Annotated in this window: 16 protein-coding genes; 12 read left to right on the top strand and 4 right to left on the bottom strand. The window is 69.8% G+C overall.

What is annotated here, in order from left to right; all coding sequences use genetic code 11:
- Positions 1-52: 52 nt before the first annotated feature.
- From RBJ77_RS56105 to RBJ77_RS56095, 3 genes are all read left to right on the top strand, one after another.
- A complete protein-coding gene (locus tag RBJ77_RS56105; protein ID WP_372352051.1) occupies positions 53-748 on the top strand; it encodes an HAD-IA family hydrolase in 696 nt (231 codons plus the stop codon).
- 371 nt (positions 749-1,119) lie between these two features.
- Entirely contained in the window at positions 1,120-2,727 is a 1,608-nt protein-coding gene (locus RBJ77_RS56100) for an ABC transporter substrate-binding protein (RefSeq protein WP_372352050.1), read from the top strand.
- Positions 2,728-2,801: 74 nt separating this feature from the next.
- The gene (locus RBJ77_RS56095; RefSeq protein ID WP_372352049.1) at positions 2,802-4,388 is read left to right on the top strand and encodes an ABC transporter substrate-binding protein; all 1,587 of its coding nucleotides are present in this window, start codon (positions 2,802-2,804) and stop codon (positions 4,386-4,388) included.
- A 101-nt stretch (positions 4,389-4,489) separates the two neighbouring features.
- On the opposite strand, the gene RBJ77_RS56090 is transcribed toward RBJ77_RS56095, so the two are convergent.
- Together RBJ77_RS56090 and RBJ77_RS56085 are read right to left on the bottom strand one after the other, a co-directional pair.
- Positions 4,490-5,161 carry a response regulator transcription factor gene (locus RBJ77_RS56090; RefSeq protein ID WP_255971157.1) on the bottom strand — a complete coding sequence of 224 codons (672 nt, stop codon included), beginning with the start codon at positions 5,159-5,161 and terminating at the stop codon, positions 4,490-4,492.
- Positions 5,162-5,199: 38 nt separating this feature from the next.
- Complete coding sequence (locus RBJ77_RS56085) at positions 5,200-6,084, bottom strand: RecB family exonuclease (protein WP_255971159.1); 885 nt, start codon at positions 6,082-6,084, stop codon at positions 5,200-5,202.
- 178 nt (positions 6,085-6,262) lie between these two features.
- Here RBJ77_RS56085 and RBJ77_RS56080 point away from each other — a divergent pair, with 178 nt between their 5' ends.
- The 3 genes from RBJ77_RS56080 (at position 6,263) to RBJ77_RS56070 (ending at position 9,713) form a co-directional block, all read left to right on the top strand.
- On the top strand, positions 6,263-7,927 hold the full coding sequence (locus tag RBJ77_RS56080) for a site-2 protease family protein (protein ID WP_372352048.1): 1,665 nt from the start codon (positions 6,263-6,265) through the stop codon (positions 7,925-7,927).
- Between the two features lie 46 nt (positions 7,928-7,973).
- Positions 7,974-8,879 carry a tRNA (adenine-N1)-methyltransferase gene (locus RBJ77_RS56075; protein WP_018535043.1) on the top strand — a complete coding sequence of 302 codons (906 nt, stop codon included), beginning with the start codon at positions 7,974-7,976 and terminating at the stop codon, positions 8,877-8,879.
- Positions 8,880-9,137: 258 nt separating this feature from the next.
- On the top strand, positions 9,138-9,713 hold the full coding sequence (locus RBJ77_RS56070) for a hypothetical protein (protein WP_372352047.1): 576 nt from the start codon (positions 9,138-9,140) through the stop codon (positions 9,711-9,713).
- Between the two features lie 77 nt (positions 9,714-9,790).
- On the opposite strand, the gene RBJ77_RS56065 is transcribed toward RBJ77_RS56070, so the two are convergent.
- Entirely contained in the window at positions 9,791-10,105 is a 315-nt protein-coding gene (locus tag RBJ77_RS56065) for a ferredoxin (protein WP_255971167.1), read from the bottom strand.
- 265 nt (positions 10,106-10,370) lie between these two features.
- Between RBJ77_RS56065 and arc the strand changes: the two genes are divergently transcribed.
- From arc to prcA, 6 genes are all read left to right on the top strand, one after another.
- A complete protein-coding gene (gene arc / locus RBJ77_RS56060) occupies positions 10,371-12,137 on the top strand; it encodes a proteasome ATPase (protein ID WP_255971169.1) in 1,767 nt (588 codons plus the stop codon).
- Positions 12,138-12,382: 245 nt separating this feature from the next.
- Positions 12,383-13,894 carry a depupylase/deamidase Dop gene (gene dop, locus RBJ77_RS56055; protein ID WP_372352046.1) on the top strand — a complete coding sequence of 504 codons (1,512 nt, stop codon included), beginning with the start codon at positions 12,383-12,385 and terminating at the stop codon, positions 13,892-13,894.
- 143 nt (positions 13,895-14,037) lie between these two features.
- Positions 14,038-14,256: a ubiquitin-like protein Pup gene (locus tag RBJ77_RS56050; RefSeq protein ID WP_037739193.1), complete on the top strand. Its 219-nt coding sequence runs from the start codon at positions 14,038-14,040 to the stop codon at positions 14,254-14,256.
- Positions 14,246-14,461 carry an endonuclease domain-containing protein gene (locus tag RBJ77_RS56045; RefSeq protein WP_372352045.1) on the top strand — a complete coding sequence of 72 codons (216 nt, stop codon included), beginning with the start codon at positions 14,246-14,248 and terminating at the stop codon, positions 14,459-14,461. The genes RBJ77_RS56050 and RBJ77_RS56045 overlap by 11 nt, the downstream gene beginning before the upstream one ends.
- Entirely contained in the window at positions 14,413-15,258 is an 846-nt protein-coding gene (gene prcB, locus RBJ77_RS56040; RefSeq protein ID WP_255971175.1) for a proteasome subunit beta, read from the top strand. The genes RBJ77_RS56045 and prcB overlap by 49 nt, the downstream gene beginning before the upstream one ends.
- A 60-nt stretch (positions 15,259-15,318) precedes the next feature.
- A complete protein-coding gene (gene prcA / locus RBJ77_RS56035) occupies positions 15,319-16,083 on the top strand; it encodes a proteasome subunit alpha (protein ID WP_255971177.1) in 765 nt (254 codons plus the stop codon).
- Positions 16,084-16,146: 63 nt separating this feature from the next.
- On the opposite strand, the gene RBJ77_RS56030 is transcribed toward prcA, so the two are convergent.
- Complete coding sequence (locus RBJ77_RS56030; RefSeq protein WP_372352044.1) at positions 16,147-17,184, bottom strand: LacI family DNA-binding transcriptional regulator; 1,038 nt, start codon at positions 17,182-17,184, stop codon at positions 16,147-16,149.
- Between the last annotated feature and the right edge of the window lie 95 nt (positions 17,185-17,279).

The following is a 17,279-nucleotide window of genomic DNA, read 5'->3' as shown; positions in this document are numbered from 1 at the left end:
TCTGTCCGGAAGGGGGGCCGGCCTCTTCGTCCCTCCATGGAGGTGTGCACGGATGACCAGTACGGTCCCCGCACTCGGTACCCGAACGGCCGAAGGCTCCGCCCTGCAGGCCGTGCTCCTCGACATGGACGGAACCCTCGTCGACACCGAAGGGTTCTGGTGGGACGCCGAAGTGGCCGTCTTCGCCGAACTCGGCCACGCCCTCGACGACGCCTGGCGGCAGATCGTCGTCGGCGGTCCGATGACCCGCAGCGCCGGCTTCCTCATCGAGGCCACCGGCGCCGACATCACGCTGCCCGAACTGACCGTCCTGCTCAACGACGGCTTCGAGCGGCGCATCAGCCGGTCGCTGCCGCTGATGCCCGGTGCCGCGAGACTCCTCGCCGAACTCGCCGCGCAGAACGTGCCGACCGCGCTCGTCTCCGCCTCCCACCGGCGCATCATCGACCGCATCCTGGACTCGCTCGGCGCCCACAACTTCCACCTCACGGTCGCCGGTGACGAGGTGTCCAGGACCAAGCCGCACCCCGACCCGTACCTCCTCGCCGCGTCCCGGCTCGGCGCCGAACCCGGGCGCTGCGCCGTCATCGAGGACACCGCCACCGGCGTCGCGGCCGCCGAGGCCGCGGGCTGCCAGGTCGTCGCCGTCCCGTCCGTCGCGCCCATCGCGCCGGCCCCCCGGCGCACCGTCGTCCCCTCCCTCGAACACGTCAACCTGCCTTTCCTGCACGGGCTGATGACGCTCTGACGGCGGTGCGGCGGCCGCACCCCATGGCCGAATTGCCGCACCTCCCAACCCAGTTGACGGTGTGACCTTTCCCACTCGGACAGGGGTCGACAGGTCCGGCCGTTCATGCTGCGCAACCCCCCTGCGGGCGCCCGGACGTGACCTTGTGTCCCGATTGGTCGCCCCGTGCGACGAACCTTCCTCCTGAGGTGTTTTCGGTGCGTCCACACCCGGTTCCACAGCGTGATGGGCGCCCGGCTCCAGCGCCTGCGAGCCCCGGCGGCGGGCCCATTAATCTCATCGCGAGAACATCGCCGTAACCCTCCCGTGCCCGTGCGCACCACCCCTTGTCCACGGGCCCGCGAGATCAACAGCTCTGGAGATTTTCGAGCATGAACCGCAAGACTTTGGTGCTGCCGGCCGTCATCGGCCTGCTCGCCCCCGTGCTCGTCGCGTGCGGCGGGTCGGACAGCGGCGGCGACGGCGGCGACGCGATCGTCGTCGGCACCACCGACCGGTTCATCGCCTCCGGCAAGGTCCCCGCACCGTTCGACCCCGCGTACGCCTACGACGCCGGGTCCTGGAACGTGCTGCGCCAGACCGTGCAGACGCTGATGGCGATGCCCCGCAGCGGCAGCGGCGAGCCCGTGCCCGAGGCGGCCGAGAGCTGCATCTTCTCCGACAGCGGCAGCGAGCGGTACGCGTGCACGCTGCGCAAGGACCTCAAGTTCGCCGACGGCCGGGCCATCACCGCCGCCGACGTGAAGTACTCCATCGACCGCGTCCTCAAGATCAAGAGCGACAGCGCCTCCTACGGCCTTCTCTCCTCGATCGACACGATCGAGACGCAGGGCGACCGCGAGGTGATCTTCCACCTCAAGTCCCCGGACGCCACCTTCCCGTACAAGCTGGCCACCCCCACCGCCGGCATCGTCAACCCCGACGACTACGCGAAGCACTCGCTGCGCAACGGCTTCGAGGTGAACGGCTCCGGCCCGTACACCATGAAGTCCGAGGTCGAGAACAACGCCGTCGTCAAGACCGTCTTCACCAAGAACCCCAACTACCAGGGGCAGTTGAAGCCGAAGAACGACAAGGTGGAGCTGCGCTCCTTCGCCGACGCCGATGCCATGGGCAAGGCGCTGGAGAAGGGCGACATCGACATGATGACGCGCACCATGTCGCCGGAGCAGATCGAGAAGTACTCGACCAACCCGCCGAAGAACGTCAACCTGGTCGAGATGCCCGGCATGGAGATCCGCTACCTGGGCTTCAACACCACGGCGCCCTCCGTCAAGAGCAAGGCCGTCCGTCAGGCCATGGCCCAGATCGTGGACCGCGGCGAGATCGCCGCCAGCGTCTACGGCGCCACCGCCGAGCCGCTCTTCTCGCTGGTCCCGGCCGGCATCACCGGCCACCAGAACTCCTTCTTCAACAAGTACGGCGACCCGGACAAGACGGCCGCCGCCGCGACGCTGAACCGGGCGAACATCACCACCCCGGTGAAGCTCACGCTGCACTACACGACCGACCACTACGGTCCGGCCACGAAGAAGGAGTTCGAGGTCCTGCGCAAGCAGCTGAACGCCAGCGGCCTGTTCGACGTCGCCATCAAGGGCGACGCCTGGGACACCTACCGCGACGCCCAGCTCAAGGGCAAGTACGACGTCTACGGCCTCGGCTGGTTCCCCGACTTCCCGGACGCCGACAACTTCCTCGCGCCGTTCCTCGACAAGGACAACTTCCTCAACGCCCCGTACGCCAACAGCACCATCCGCGGGCAGCTGCTCCCGGCCGAGCGTCGCGAGGCCGACCGGCTCACCGCGTCCAAGAGCCTGCAGCAGATCCAGAACATCGTCGCCGACGACGTGCCCGTCCTGCCGCTCTGGCAGGGCAAGCAGTACGTCGCCTCGCGCGACGACATCACGGGCGTCGAGTGGGCCCTGTCCTCCTCGTCGATCCTCCAGCTGTGGGAGCTGGGCCGCGGCGTCAGCGGCTGAGCCCTCCGTGGGGCCGGTCCCGAAGCCGCGGCCGGCCCCGCCCCGTTCCGCACGACCGACGACAAGGCACGTACGTGAGAATGCGCAACCAGTGGTTGGCCCTGCCCCTCGGCGTGGGACTCGCCGCGGCCCTGCTGTCCGGCTGTGGCACGGACCAGGACGAGTCCGCCGGCTCCGGCGACGCGGTGGTCATGGGGATGTCCGACGACATCCAGGCCACCGACCCTGCGTCCGGCTACGACCCGGGCTCGTGGCTGCTGTTCAACAACGTCTTCCAGTCGCTGCTCAGCTTCCCCAACGGAGCCACCGAGCCGCAGCCGGAGGCCGCCAAGGAGTGCCACTTCAGCGACAACGCCACCAAGGTCTACTCGTGCACCCTGCGCTCCGGCCTGAAGTTCAGCAACGGCCACGAGCTCACGTCGAAGGACGTCAAGTACTCCTTCGACCGCATGATGAAGATCGGCGACGAGGCCGGTCCCGCCATCATGTTCCCGATGCTGGACAAGGTGGAGACCCCGGACGGCTCCACGGTGGTCTTCCGGCTGAAGTACGCCGACGCGACGTTCCCCAGCAAGATCGCCTCGGGCGCCGGATCGATCGTCGACCACGCCGAGTACCCGGCGGACAGGCTGCGCAAGGACGGCAAGGCCGTCGGCTCCGGCCCGTACAAGCTGGACTCCTTCGGCAAGAAGGAAGCGGTCTTCTCGGTCAACTCCTCCTACGAGGGCACCGCGAAGGTCAAGAACGACGGCGTCACCATGAAGTTCTTCCACGGTGACCAGGCGGGCCTGAAGAAGTCCCTGCTCGACGGGGACGTCGACCTCGCCTACCGCGGTCTCGCCGCCAAGGACGTCGCGGACATCGAGGAGTCGGCCACCAAGGCGACCCAGGACATCGACGTCGTCGAGGGCACCAGCGCCGAGGTCCAGCACCTCGTCTTCAACGTGAAGGACCCGGTCGTCGGCAAGCTCAGTGTCCGCAAGGCCATGGCTTACCTCATCGACCGCGACGCCCTGATCGACGAGGTCTACGACAACACGGCCACGTCGCTCTACTCGATCATCCCGGCGGGCATCACCGGCCACAACACCGCGTTCTTCGACCTGTACGGGGCCCGCCCCTCGAAGAGCAAGGCGCAGGCCGCGCTCCGCGCCGACGGCATCACCGACAAGGTCAAGCTCACCCTCTGGTCCACGCCGTCCCGCTACGGCCCGGCCACCGACGCCGAGCTGAAGGCGATGGCCAAGCAGCTCAACGAGAGCGGCCTGTTCGACGCCGACGTGAAGTCCGTCGAGTTCTCCCAGTACGAGCGGGACATCAAGTCCGGCAAGTACGGCGTCTACGTCAAGGGCTGGGTGCCCGACTACCCGGACCCCGACAACTTCACCCAGCCGTTCTTCGGCGACGGCAACGTGCTCGGGAACCACTACACCAACAGCACGATCACCGGCACGATCATCCCGGAGACCGGCGCCCAGAGCGACCGCTCCACCACCACGAAGCAGTACGACCAGCTGCAGAACATAGTCGCCGAACAGCTGCCCATCCTGCCCGTGTGGCAGGCCAAGCAGTACGCGGTCGTGCGCGACGGCGTCTACGGCCTGGAGAACTGCCTCGACGCGTCGACCGTGTTCCGGTTCTGGGAGATCAGCAAGGGCTGACGTCCCGTCGGACAGGACGAGCCCCCCGAGCATGACGAAGGGCGGTGGTCACCACTCCGGTGACCACCGCCCTTCGTGCGTCCGTGCCCGCCCGCGGGTGGCTACTGCGCGCCCGGCCGGACCAGCCCGCTCTCGTACGCGTACACGGCGGCCTGCACCCGGTCGCGCAGCCCCAGCTTCGTCAGCACGTGGCCCACGTGCGTCTTCACCGTCGTCTCGCTGACGAAGAGGTCGGCGGCGATCTCCGCGTTCGACAGGCCGCGGGCCACCAGCTTCAGCACCTCCACCTCCCGCTCGGTGAGGGTGTGCAGCGTGTCCGGCACCGGCTCGTCGCCCGACGGCAGGTGGTCCGCGTACTTGTCGAGCAGCCGGCGCGTGATGCTCGGCGCGAGCATCGCCTCGCCCGCCGCGACCACCCGGATCGCCTGCACCAGCTCGTTCGCCGGGGCGTCCTTGAGGAGGAAGCCGCTGGCCCCCGCCTTGAGCGCCTCGACCACGTACTCGTCGAGATCGAAGGTGGTGAGCACGAGCACCTTCGCCGGACCGTCCTTGCCCGGGCCCGAGATCTGCCGGGTCGCCTCGACGCCGTCCATCCGCGGCATCCGGATGTCCATCAGCACGACGTCGGGCTGCAGCGCACGGACCTGGTCGAGGGCCTGCAGGCCGTCACCGGCCTCGCCGACGACCGCGATGTCCTGCTCGGCCTCCAGGATCATGCGGAAGCCGGTACGGAGCAGCGGCTGGTCATCGACCAGTAGGACGCGGATGGCCACGAAACTCTCCTTCGATAGTCCGGCCCCATTCTGCCCTCCTACGCCCCGCCGGACTCGGGCACCCTGATCTGAAGCGGATAGGGCGGGGGAGTACCACCGAATTCGGGGCAGACGGCCTGGTGGTCGCACCAGCCGCAGAGCTTCGTCGGCCGCGGCCGCCAGTCACCGCTCTCCGTGGCCTGCTCGATCGCCTCCCACAGCGCGTGCAGCTTGCGCTCGACCCGCTCCAGGTCCGCGATCACCGGGTCGTACGTGAGCACGTCCCCGCTGCCCAGGTACACGAGCTGGAGCCGCCGCGGCACGACACCCTTCAGGCGCCACACCACCAGCGCGTAGAACTTCATCTGGAACAGCGCGCCCTCCGCGTACTCGGGGCGGGGGGCCTTGCCCGTCTTGTAGTCGACGATGCGGACCTCGCCGGTCGGCGCGACGTCGACCCGGTCGATGATCCCGCGCAGCCGCAGCCCGGACTCCAGCTCGGCCTCGACGAACAGCTCCCGCTCGGCGGGCTCCAGACGCGTCGGGTCCTCCAGCGTGAACCACCGCTCGACCAGCCGCTCCGCCTCACCGAGCCAGCGCGTCATCCGCTCGCCCGCAGCCTCTTCGTCGGCGTCCGCGAACAGCTCGCCGAGCTCGGGGCGCGCCTCGCGCAGCCGGTCCCACTGCCCGGGGATCAGCGACTTCGCGCGCGGCGCCGTGCGCTCGCCCGCGGGGGAGTCGAAGAGTCTCTCCAGCACGGCATGGACGAGCGTGCCCCGCGTCGCCGCCTCGCTCGGCTTCTCCGGCAGCTTGTCGATGACCCGGAACCGGTACAGCAACGGGCACTGCATGAAGTCGCTCGCGCGCGACGGCGACAGCGACGCCGGTCGCACGGCAGGCTTCTCGGGGCCGGACTCGGGGCCCGTCTCGGTACTGGTCTCCATGACCCACGACGATACGGGCCGGCACTGACAGTCAGGCACCTGCGCGTCCCACCGCGTCTTGCGTAGCGTGGCCCGGGGGAGTCGACGGGGGCCACCGGACACCGTCCGCATACCATCGACGCCAGAACGTCCCGCCCCACGGCGGGAGACGCTCGAACGAGGGGACCGAGGGATCACCGTGGACGAGAGCGGGCAGCCGCAGTCCGGCACCGGCGAGGCGACGCCGCCCGCGAAGGGCGACGCGGGGCGTCCCGCCGCCCCGACCCCCGAACCCCGCCCGGCCGCCACCGGCCGGGCCGCGGCCGCCGACCCGGGCGACACCGACCGGCCCGGCGACGCCCCGGCCACGGCGGACGGCTCCTCGGACACCTCGCCGGACACCGGCACCCCGTCGGGCACCGGCGCTGACACCTCGTCGGGCACCCCGTCGGGCACCGGCGCTGACCCCACGTCGGACCCCACGTCGGACACCGGCGCGGACGCCACGTCGGACGCCACCCGGGACACCTCCTCGGCCCCGGCGCCGGATCCCGCCGCCGACGACGCGGCGCAGGCGCCGACGGCCGGGCAGTCGCCGAGGACCCACGAGCCGTCCCCGCGGACCGAGGCCGAGCCCACCGCCACCGGCCCTTACGACCAGCACCGCGCCGCCGCCACGGCCGGCCACCGCAAGGGCCCGGCCAAGCCCCCGGAGCCGCGCGGCGGGCTGCTCATGGGGCGCCCCTTCGGCGTCCCGGTCTACGTCGCGCCCAGCTGGTTCCTCGTCGCGGCGCTGATCACCTGGGTGTTCGGCGGCCAGCTCGACCGCGTCCTGCCCGAGCTCGGCGCGGCCCGCTATCTGGTCTCCCTCTTCTTCGCGGTCGCCTTCTACGCCTCCGTGCTCGTCCACGAACTCGCCCACACCGTCGCCGCCCTGCGCTTCAAGCTCCCGGTCCGCCGGATCCAGCTGCAGTTCTTCGGCGGCGTCTCGGAGATCGAGAAGGAGTCCGAGACCCCGGGCCGCGAGTTCGTGCTGGCCTTCGTCGGCCCGCTGCTCTCCCTGGTCCTCGCCGGCGTCTTCTACCTCGGCATGATGGCCGTCGAGCCCGGCACCGTCCCCGGCGTCCTGCTCGCCGGCCTGATGATCTCGAACCTCATCGTCGCGGCCTTCAACCTGCTGCCCGGCCTGCCCCTCGACGGCGGCCGGATGCTCCGCGCGGTCGTCTGGAAGATCACCGGCAAGCCGATGAGCGGCACCGTCGCCGCCGCCTGGGTCGGCCGCGCCCTCGCCGTCACCGTCCTCATCGGCCTGCCCCTGCTCACCCAGTCCGGCGCCCTCGGCAAGAACGCCGAGGACGTCGGCGGCATGGACACCGTCACCGACGCCCTGCTCGCCGCCATCCTCGCCGCGATCATCTGGACCGGCGCGGGCAACAGCCTCCGCATGGCCCGCCTGCGCGAGCACCTCCCGGAGCTGCGGGCCCGCACCCTGACCCGTCGCGCCGTCCCGGTCGAGCCCGCGACCCCGCTCTCCGAGGCGCTGCGCCGGGCCAACGAGTCGGGGGCCCGCGCCCTGGTCGTCGTCGACGCGGACGGCGAGCCCCGCTCCCTGGTCCGCGAGGCCGCCATCGTCGGCGTCCCCGAGCACCGCCGTCCCTGGGTCCCGGTCAGCGGCCTCGCCCAGGACCTGACCGACGGCATGCGCGTCTCCGCGGAACTCTCAGGCGAGGAACTCCTCGACACCCTGCGCGCCACCCCGGCGACCGAGTACCTGGTGGTGGAGGAGAACGGCGCGATCTACGGCGTCCTCTCCGCGGCCGACGTGGAGCGCGCCTTCGTGAAGGCGATGGCCCGGCCCTCCTAGCGGCCGTGTGGTCGGCAGCCCCCGCCGCGCCCGGTAGGCTGTTCACATGTCCGAACCGACCGGTGCCGCCCGCAGGCGCGGGCCCTTCAAGGTCGGGGACCAGGTTCAGCTGACCGACCCCAAGGGCCGCCACTACACGTTCACGCTCGAAGAGGGAAAGAACTTCCACACCCACAAGGGTTCCTTCCCGCACGACGAGCTGATCGGCGCACCCGAGGGCAGCGTTGTCCGCACCACCGGAAACGTCGCCTACCTCGCGCTGCGCCCCCTGCTCCCCGACTACGTCCTGTCCATGCCCCGCGGCGCCGCCGTGGTCTACCCCAAGGACGCGGGGCAGATCCTGGCCTTCGCCGACATCTTCCCCGGCGCCCGCGTCGTGGAGGCGGGCGTGGGCTCCGGCTCCCTCAGCAGCTTCCTGCTGCGCGCCATCGGCGACGAGGGCATGCTGCACTCGTACGAGCGCCGCGAGGACTTCGCCGAGATCGCCAAGGGGAACGTCGAGCGCTACTTCGGCGGCCCGCACCCCGCCTGGCAGCTCACCGTCGGCGACCTCCAGGACAACCTGTCCGACGGCGACGTCGACCGCGTCATCCTCGACATGCTGGCCCCCTGGGAGTGCCTGGACGTCGTCAAGAAGGCGCTCGTCCCCGGCGGCATCCTGTGCTGCTACGTCGCCACCACGACGCAGCTCGCCCGCACCGTCGAGTCCATCCGGGAGATCGGCTGCTTCAACGAGCCGACCTCCTGGGAGTCGATGATCCGCAACTGGCACGTGGAGGGCCTCGCCGTCCGCCCCGACCACCGGATGATCGGCCACACCGGCTTCCTCCTCACCGCCCGCCGCCTCGCGGACGGCGTCGAGCCGCCCATGCGCCGCCGCCGCCCCGCCAAGGGCGCCTACGGCGAGGACTACGACGGTCCGAACGCCGACGGCGGCAACCGCGGCCGCTGACCCGGCGAGGAACAGCGGAACAACCGAACAACGCACCGGCGCCGCCGCCGAGTTCCCCCGCACGTCCGGGAACTCGGCGGCGGCGCTCGTCCGTTGACCCACCGGCAGCACCGCGCCCACGAGCCCCCGCGGAACCACTGAGCCGTGGTACCGCAGGACCCGCGGAAAACACCGGGACCCCGCCGTTCCGCTCCACTGTGACGTATGGCACGATGCTGGCCACCCCCACCGGCACAGCCCTCACAGGAGACGCTCCTAGTGCAGCAACCCGCCGTCCCGGAACTGGCGCACACCACCACCCGCCCCATCCACTGGCTGGCCACCGCGGCAGCCCTCGCCGCCGTCGTCGCGGCCTCCGGCTTCCTCCAGCCGGACTCCGCCACCGCGGCCCAGGCCGACCTCAAGTCGGCCACCGCCCGCCCCGCCACCGTCGCCCCGCCCGACCCGGCGGCGGTTCACTTCCCGCTCAACTGCGGGCCCGTCAAGGTCGTCGTGCAGAAGAAGGCCTCCGGTGACCTCGACGGCGACGGCAGACCGGAGACGGTCGCGGTCGTCCGCTGCGACGCGGGCTCCGGCACCCCGCCCAACGGGGTGTACGTCCTGACCCAGCCGCCCGGCGCCGAGCCGCGCGTCGTCGCCACGCTCGTCGACCCGCAGGACCGCTTCTCGGTCAGCGACTTCGCCGTGACCGGCGGGGCCGTCACCGCCACGCTCGACGGCTACTCGTCCGACGCGGTGCCCCGCTACCGCCCGGACGTCCACGACAAGGCCAAGTGGCAGTGGAAGAACGGGACGTTCGTCCGCTCCACGCCGGCCGAGGCGCGCGGCGTCTGAAAACCGTCTGAAGGGCCCTGTGCCCCCGGAGATCCGGGGGCACAGGGCCCTTCAGAGGTTCTGCGGCCACCGCCCGCTCACTCCGCGTCAGGTCCGTACACCTCGACGCTGTCCGAGACGCGCCGTACGTGGATGCAGTCACCCGGGCATTCCTGGGCGGACGCCACCACGTCGGTGAGAAGCGGAAGCGGCACGGGTGTTGAGGCGCCGGGGGCCTGCAGCAGCTCGTCGTCCGCGCTCTTCACATAGGCGAGCCCGTCGATGTCCAGCTCGAAGACCTCCGGCGCGTACTGGGCGCAGATCCCGTCCCCGGTGCACAGGTCCTGGTCGATCCACACTTCAAGCGGAACGCCGGTGTCGGTGCCGGATCCGGCCTCTTGCTGCACGGTCATGATTCCTGCCGTTTCCTGCGTCGCGGGCCCGTCGTAACCCACTTCACAGGAGCAAGTCGGGCCAGGCCTGACGGGTGTTGAACACTTCGACCCTACAACCGCCCGCTTTCCGATGTTGTTGGGTGGGTATTCCACTGGCGTGAGGGAGAGCGCAAGGGTGAAGATCGGACACACCCCGACCGTCTTTGTGATCTAGGGGTTTCAATCGACACCCGCCCAGGTAGGGTCTGGAAGCGTCCAGCTCCCCTTGGAGGAGGTGAGGACCGTGGCAGCCCACGACGACGACATGAACCGCGGCATCCGCCCGGGACGAGGGTCCGACGACCCCGCCGGACAGATTGCCTATCTCGAGCAGGAAATCGCCGTCCTGCGGCGCAAGCTCGCCGACTCTCCGCGTCATACGAGGATTCTCGAAGAGCGGATCGTCGAGCTGCAGACCAACCTGGCCGGCGTGTCCGCCCAGAACGAACGGCTCGCCAACACACTCCGTGAGGCCCGCGACCAGATCGTGGCCCTCAAGGAGGAGGTCGACCGGCTCGCACAACCGCCGGCCGGCTTCGGAGTCTTCCTCACGGCCAATGAGGACGGCACCGCCGACATCTTCACCGGCGGCCGCAAACTCCGGGTGAACGTGAGCCCCAGCGTCGAGCTCGAAGAGCTCAGGCGTGGCCAGGAAGTAATGCTCAACGAAGCGCTCAACGTGGTCGAGGCCATGGAGTACGAGAGCGTGGGCGACATCGTCACCCTCAAGGAGATCCTTGAGGACGGCGAGCGCGCCCTCGTGGTCGGGCACACCGACGAGGAACGGGTGGTCAGGCTCGCCGAGCCGCTGCTGGACATCACCATCCGCCCCGGCGACGCCCTGCTGCTCGAACCCCGTTCCGGCTATGTCTACGAAGTCGTACCGAAGAGCGAAGTCGAGGAGCTGGTCCTCGAAGAGGTCCCGGACATCGGCTACGACCAGATCGGCGGCCTGGGCAACCAGATCGAACTGATCCGGGACGCGGTCGAGCTGCCGTACCTCTACCCGGACCTCTACCGGGAGCACGAGCTGCGGCCGCCCAAGGGCGTCCTGCTCTACGGGCCCCCCGGTTGCGGCAAGACCCTCATCGCGAAGGCGGTCGCGAACTCCCTCGCCAAGAAGGTCGCCGAGGTGACCGGACAGGGCCAGGGCAAGAGCTTCTTCCTGAACATCAAGGGTCCCGAGCTCCTCAACAAGTACGTCGGTGAGACCGAGCGGCAGATCCGTCTGGTCTTCCAGCGTGCGCGGGAGAAGGCCAGCGAGGGCACCCCCGTCATCGTCTTCTTCGACGAGATGGAGTCCCTGTTCCGCACCCGTGGCTCCGGTGTCAGCTCGGACGTGGAGAACACCATCGTCCCGCAGCTGCTCGCCGAGATCGACGGTGTGGAGGGCCTGCAGAACGTGGTCGTGATCGGTGCCTCGAACCGTGAGGACATGATCGACCCGGCCATCCTGCGGCCCGGCCGGCTCGACGTGAAGATCAAGATCGAGCGTCCGGACGCCGAAGCGGCCAAGGACATCTTCGGCAAGTACCTCACCGAGCGCCTCCCGCTGCACCTCGACGACGTCGACGAGCACGGCGGCGACAAGGGATCCACGGTCCACGGAATGATCCAGACCGCCGTGGAGCACATGTACGCGGAATCCGAGGAAAACCGCTTCCTGGAAGTCACGTACGCCAATGGCGACAAGGAAGTCCTGTACTTCAAGGACTTCAACTCCGGCGCAATGATCGAGAACATTGTCGGTCGCGCCAAGAAGATGGCCATCAAGGCCTTCCTCGAGCAGAACCAGAAGGGGCTCCGGGTCTCTCACCTCCTGCAGGCTTGCATCGACGAGTTCAAGGAGAACGAGGACCTGCCCAACACCACCAACCCGGACGACTGGGCCCGGATCTCCGGAAAGAAGGGCGAGCGGATCGTCTACATCCGCACGCTCGTCACCGGAAAGCAGGGCGCGGACACCGGACGCTCCATCGACACGGTGGCGAACACCGGTCAGTACCTGTAAAAGACAGGGTGGCTGCGGGTGCCCGGACCGGGTACCCGCAGCCAACTGTTTTCCAGGCAACGACCGGCCCAAAGTCGGAGCGAAGCAATGACGCAAATGATCTCCCCACCAGCGCAAAGGCGTTCTAGGCTCTTCCATGCCGCCGAGTCGCGCCGTGCGGGGACGGGCACCGCACACGCACCGGAGAACCAGCGGTACTTGAGCGCCGCCCCCGACCGAGGGCGCCGCCGGGCAAGGAGGGCCGCATGACCGTACGGCGAGTAATGGGCATCGAGACGGAGTACGGGATCTCCGTCCCCGGCCACCCCAATGCCAATGCCATGCTCACCTCGTCCCAGATCGTCAATGCCTACGCGGCGGCGATGCACCGGGCCCGCAGGGCCCGCTGGGACTTCGAGGAGGAGAACCCGCTGCGCGACGCACGAGGCTTCGACCTCGCGCGGGAGGCCGCCGACTCCAGCCAGCTCACCGACGAGGACATCGGCCTGGCCAACGTCATCCTCACCAACGGCGCGCGCCTCTACGTCGACCACGCACACCCCGAGTACAGCTCGCCCGAGGTCACCAACCCCTGGGACGCCGTCCTGTGGGACAAGGCCGGCGAGCGCATCATGGCCGAGGCCGCCGAGCGGGCCGCCCAGCTCCCCGGCGCCCAGCCGATCCACCTCTACAAGAACAACACCGACAACAAGGGCGCCTCCTACGGGACGCACGAGAACTACCTGATGAAGCGGGAGACCCCCTTCTCGGACATCGTGCGCCACCTCACGCCCTTCTTCGTGTCCCGGCAGGTCGTCACCGGAGCGGGCCGCGTCGGCATCGGCCAGGACGGGCACGAGCACGGCTTCCAGCTCAGCCAGCGCGCGGACTACTTCGAGGTCGAGGTCGGCCTGGAGACCACGCTCAAGCGCCCGATCATCAACACCCGGGACGAGCCGCACTCGGACGCCGAGAAGTACCGCCGCCTGCACGTGATCATCGGCGACGCGAACCTCTCCGAGATCTCGACCTACCTCAAGCTCGGCACCACGTCCCTCGTCCTTTCCATGATCGAGGACGGGTTCATCGCGGTCGACCTCGCCGTCGACCAGCCGGTGCGCACCCTCCACCAGGTCTCGCACGACCCGACGCTGCAGCGCCTGATCACCCTCCGTAGCGGCCGCACGCTCACCGCGGTCCAGCTCCAGATGGAGTACTTCGAGCTCGCCAGGAAGTACGTCGAGGAGCGCTTCGGCGCCGACGCGGACGACCAGACCAAGGACGTCCTGACCCGCTGGGAGGACGTCCTCGGCCGCCTGGAGTCGGATCCGATGAGCCTCTCCGGCGAGCTGGACTGGGTCGCCAAGCGGGAGCTCATGGAGGGCTACCGGCGCCGTGACGGCCTCGACTGGGACGCCGCGAAGCTGCACCTCCTCGACCTCCAGTACGCCGACGTGCGGGCCGAGAAGGGCCTCTACAACCGCCTGGCGGCCCGCGGCAAGATGAAGCGCCTCCTGGCCGAGAGCGACGTCGAGCGGGCCCGTACGAAGCCGCCTGAGGACACCAGGGCCTACTTCCGGGGGCGCTGCCTGGAGCAGTACGCGGACGACGTCGCCGCGGCGTCCTGGGACTCGGTGATCTTCGATCTGCCGGGCCGGGACTCACTCCAGCGGGTCCCAACCCTCGAACCCCTTCGCGGAACGCGAAATCACGTGAAGGAGCTCCTCGACCGGTGCCGTACGGCCGAGGATCTGGTCAGGGTGCTGTCCGGCGGCTGATCCGCGGCTGAAAAGCGGACGGCAGGGGAATCACAGAGGTGGGTCCCGCACGTTGAACCAACTGCGGGGCCGATGTCGGACCCGACTTGTAGGGTTCTGATCACGAACGACCTGTATCTCGAACCGAGCGGGGTGAGCTGGATATGGCGACCAAGGACACCGGCGGCGGGCAGCAGAAGGCGACGCGTTCCACCGAGGAGGTCGAGGAGCAGGCGCAGGACGCGCAGGCGACCGACGACCTCAAGGAGCGCCAGGAGAAGCTGAGCGACGACGTCGACTCGGTCCTGGACGAGATCGACGACGTCCTCGAGGAGAACGCCGAGGACTTCGTGCGCTCCTTCGTGCAGAAGGGTGGCCAGTAGGTCACCGTCGGCTTCGGCCCGACGATTCATCGGGTGTGCACCGGAGCCCGCGGCGTTCCGTCGCACGGCTCCGGTCACACAGGTGGATCATCGCCACGAGACGGGTAGGGTCCGTGGCATACCGTGCTTCAACTGCATTTACGTGGAAGGAAACGCGTGGAAGCCAACCCTCGTAGCACCGGGCGTCTGCCGGCAGCCTTCCTGACGCCCGGCTCGTCCTCCTTCATGGACTTCCTGTCCGAGCACCAGCCCGAAATGCTGCCGGGCAACCGGCAGTTGCCGCCGACGCAGGGCGTCATCGAGGCCCCGCACGGCACGACCATCGTCTCCGTCACGTTCCCCGGCGGCGTGGTCCTCGCCGGTGACCGGCGGGCGACGATGGGCAATGTCATCGCGCAGCGCGACATCGAGAAGGTCTTCCCCGCGGACGAGTACTCGGCCGTCGGCATCGCCGGCACCGCCGGTCTCGCCGTCGAGATGGTCAAGCTCTTCCAGCTGGAGCTGGAGCACTTCGAGAAGGTCGAGGGCGCCCAACTGTCCCTCGAGGGCAAGGCGAACCGACTGTCGACCATGATCCGGTCGAACCTCGGCATGGCCATGCAGGGCCTGGCGGTCGTCCCGCTGTTCGCCGGGTACGACGTCGACCGCGAGAAGGGGCGGATCTTCTCCTACGACGTGACGGGCGGCCGGAGCGAGGAGCACGGGTTCGCCGCGACCGGTTCCGGTTCGGTGTTCGCGCGTGGAGCGATGAAGAAGCTCTACCGCGCGGATCTGACGGAGGAGCAGGCGACGACGCTGGTCGTGCAGGCGCTGTACGACGCGGCCGACGACGACTCGGCGACCGGCGGCCCGGACATGGCGCGCCGGATCTTCCCGATCGTCACGGTGATCTCGGAGGACGGGTTCCGGCGTCTGACGGACGACGAGTCGTCGGAGATCGCCCGCTCGATCCTGGAGCGACGCCTCGAGCAGCCGGACGGCCCGCGGGCCGCTCTGCTGTGAGCTGACGGTTCCCCCTTCTTTCCCACTGACGCGTTACTGACAGAAAGGGACGGATAGCCGGTGTCGACGCCGTTCTATGTCTCACCCCAGCAGGCGATGGCCGACCGCGCGGAGTACGCGCGCAAGGGCATCGCCCGCGGTCGCAGCCTGGTCGTGCTGCAGTACGCCGACGGCATCGTGTTCGTCGGCGAGAACCCGTCCCGCGCACTGCACAAGTTCAGCGAGATCTACGACCGGATCGGCTTCGCGGCCGCCGGTAAGTACAACGAGTACGAGAACCTCAGAATCGGCGGCGTGCGCTACGCGGACCTGCGTGGATACACGTACGACCGTGACGATGTGACGGCCCGTGGCCTGGCGAACGTGTACGCGCAGACGCTGGGCACGATCTTCTCCAGCGCGGGCGAGAAGCCGTACGAGGTGGAGCTGGTCGTCGCCGAGGTCGGCGAGTCCGCCGAGGGCGACCAGATCTACCGGCTGCCGCACGACGGGTCGATCGTCGACGAGCACGGCTCGGTCGCGGTCGGGGGCAACGCCGAGCAGATCAGCAACTACCTCGACCAGCGCCACCAGGACGGCATGACGCTGTCCGAGGCCCTGAAGCTCGCCGTCCAGGCCCTGTCGCGGGACACGAACGGGAGCGAGCGGGAGATCCCCGCGGAGCGCCTCGAGGTGGCGGTCCTGGACCGGACGCGGCCGCAGCAGCGGAAGTTCAAGCGGATCGCCGGGCGGCAGCTGTCCCGGCTGCTCACGGCCGAGGGCGCGGCCGAGGTCTCGAAGGCCGCGTCGGACGCGGTGTCCGACGAGGACTCCTCCGAGGAGTAGGCCGCACGGCGTCGTGGCGGGTGCCCCCGGCCGGTTCGGAGACCGGCCGGGGGCACCCGCGCGTCATGCGGCGGCCGGCGGCCGGCCGGTCGAGCCGCGCACGATCAACTCGACCGGAAGCGCGGCGGTTTCGGGCTCACGGCCCTCCAGGACGGCGATGAGCGCCGCCATGCCCCGCTCGCCGAACTCCTCGGCGGGCAGCCGCACGGTGGTGAGCTCCGGTTCGACGGCGGTGGCGAGGGACAGGTCGTCGAAGCCCGTGACGGAGAGGTGGTCGGGGATGCGCAGGCCCAGGCGGCGGGCGGCCTTGTAGGCGCCGGTGGCGAGCTTGTCGTCGTCGCAGACGATGGCGGTGGGGCGCACGAGCCCTGAGGTGCGCAGGGCCCGCTCGGTGGCCACGAGGGCGTCCTCCACGGTGAGCTCCGAGGGGACGGTGCGGACCGTCGTGTCGGGCAGCCGGGCGGTACGGGCGGCGAGTTCACGGGCGCGTACGTCGAAGGTCCAGGAGTCGACCGCCGAGGCCAGGTGCAGGAAGTGGCGGTGGCCGAGGGCCAGCAGATGGTCGGTGATCTGCCGGATGCCGTCGGTGAGGTCCAGATTGACGGTGGCGGCGCCGAGGCTTCCGTCCGGGTCGCTGTCGAGCATCACCAGGGGCAGCCCGTCGCCGCGCAGGGCCGTGACGGCGCCGGCGGCCATGGACGAGGCCAGGACGCCGTCGAGCGCGGCGGTCGCCGAGGGGAACGGGTCGCGGGCCGGTCCGACGCCGTCGGGGGAGGGGTACAGGACCACGCCGAAGTCGTGCTGCGCCGCGACGCGGGCGGCTCCCGTGTAGACGCCCGCGAAGAACTCGTTGGTGAGCGCGGGGACGACCAGGAGCGCGGTCCGGGTGCGGCCCAGGCGGAGGTTGCGGGCGGCGAGGTTGGGGCGGTAGCCCAGCTGCTGTGCGGCGGCCCTGACCCGCTCGGCGGTGGCCGGTGACACCCGGCCGCGCCACTTGTCGCCCATGACGAGGGAGACGGCGGCCTGGGAGACGCCCGCGGCCCGGGCCACGTCCCGGCTGGTGGGCCGGGCGGTCGCCGTCCCGTCCGTACCGCTGGTCACTTGCTGCCTCCGTGTGGATCGTCGCGCGGTGGTCGACGTTAGCGGGTGGCTCCCGGCGCCGCGCACGTGGTACGTATAACCCCTCGACGTTATAC

The sequence above is a fragment of the Streptomyces sp. KL116D genome, from assembly GCF_030766975.1.
Taxonomy (GTDB): Bacteria; Actinomycetota; Actinomycetes; order Streptomycetales; family Streptomycetaceae; genus Streptomyces; species Streptomyces longispororuber_A.
This window is presented reverse-complemented; position numbering and strand designations above follow the sequence as displayed.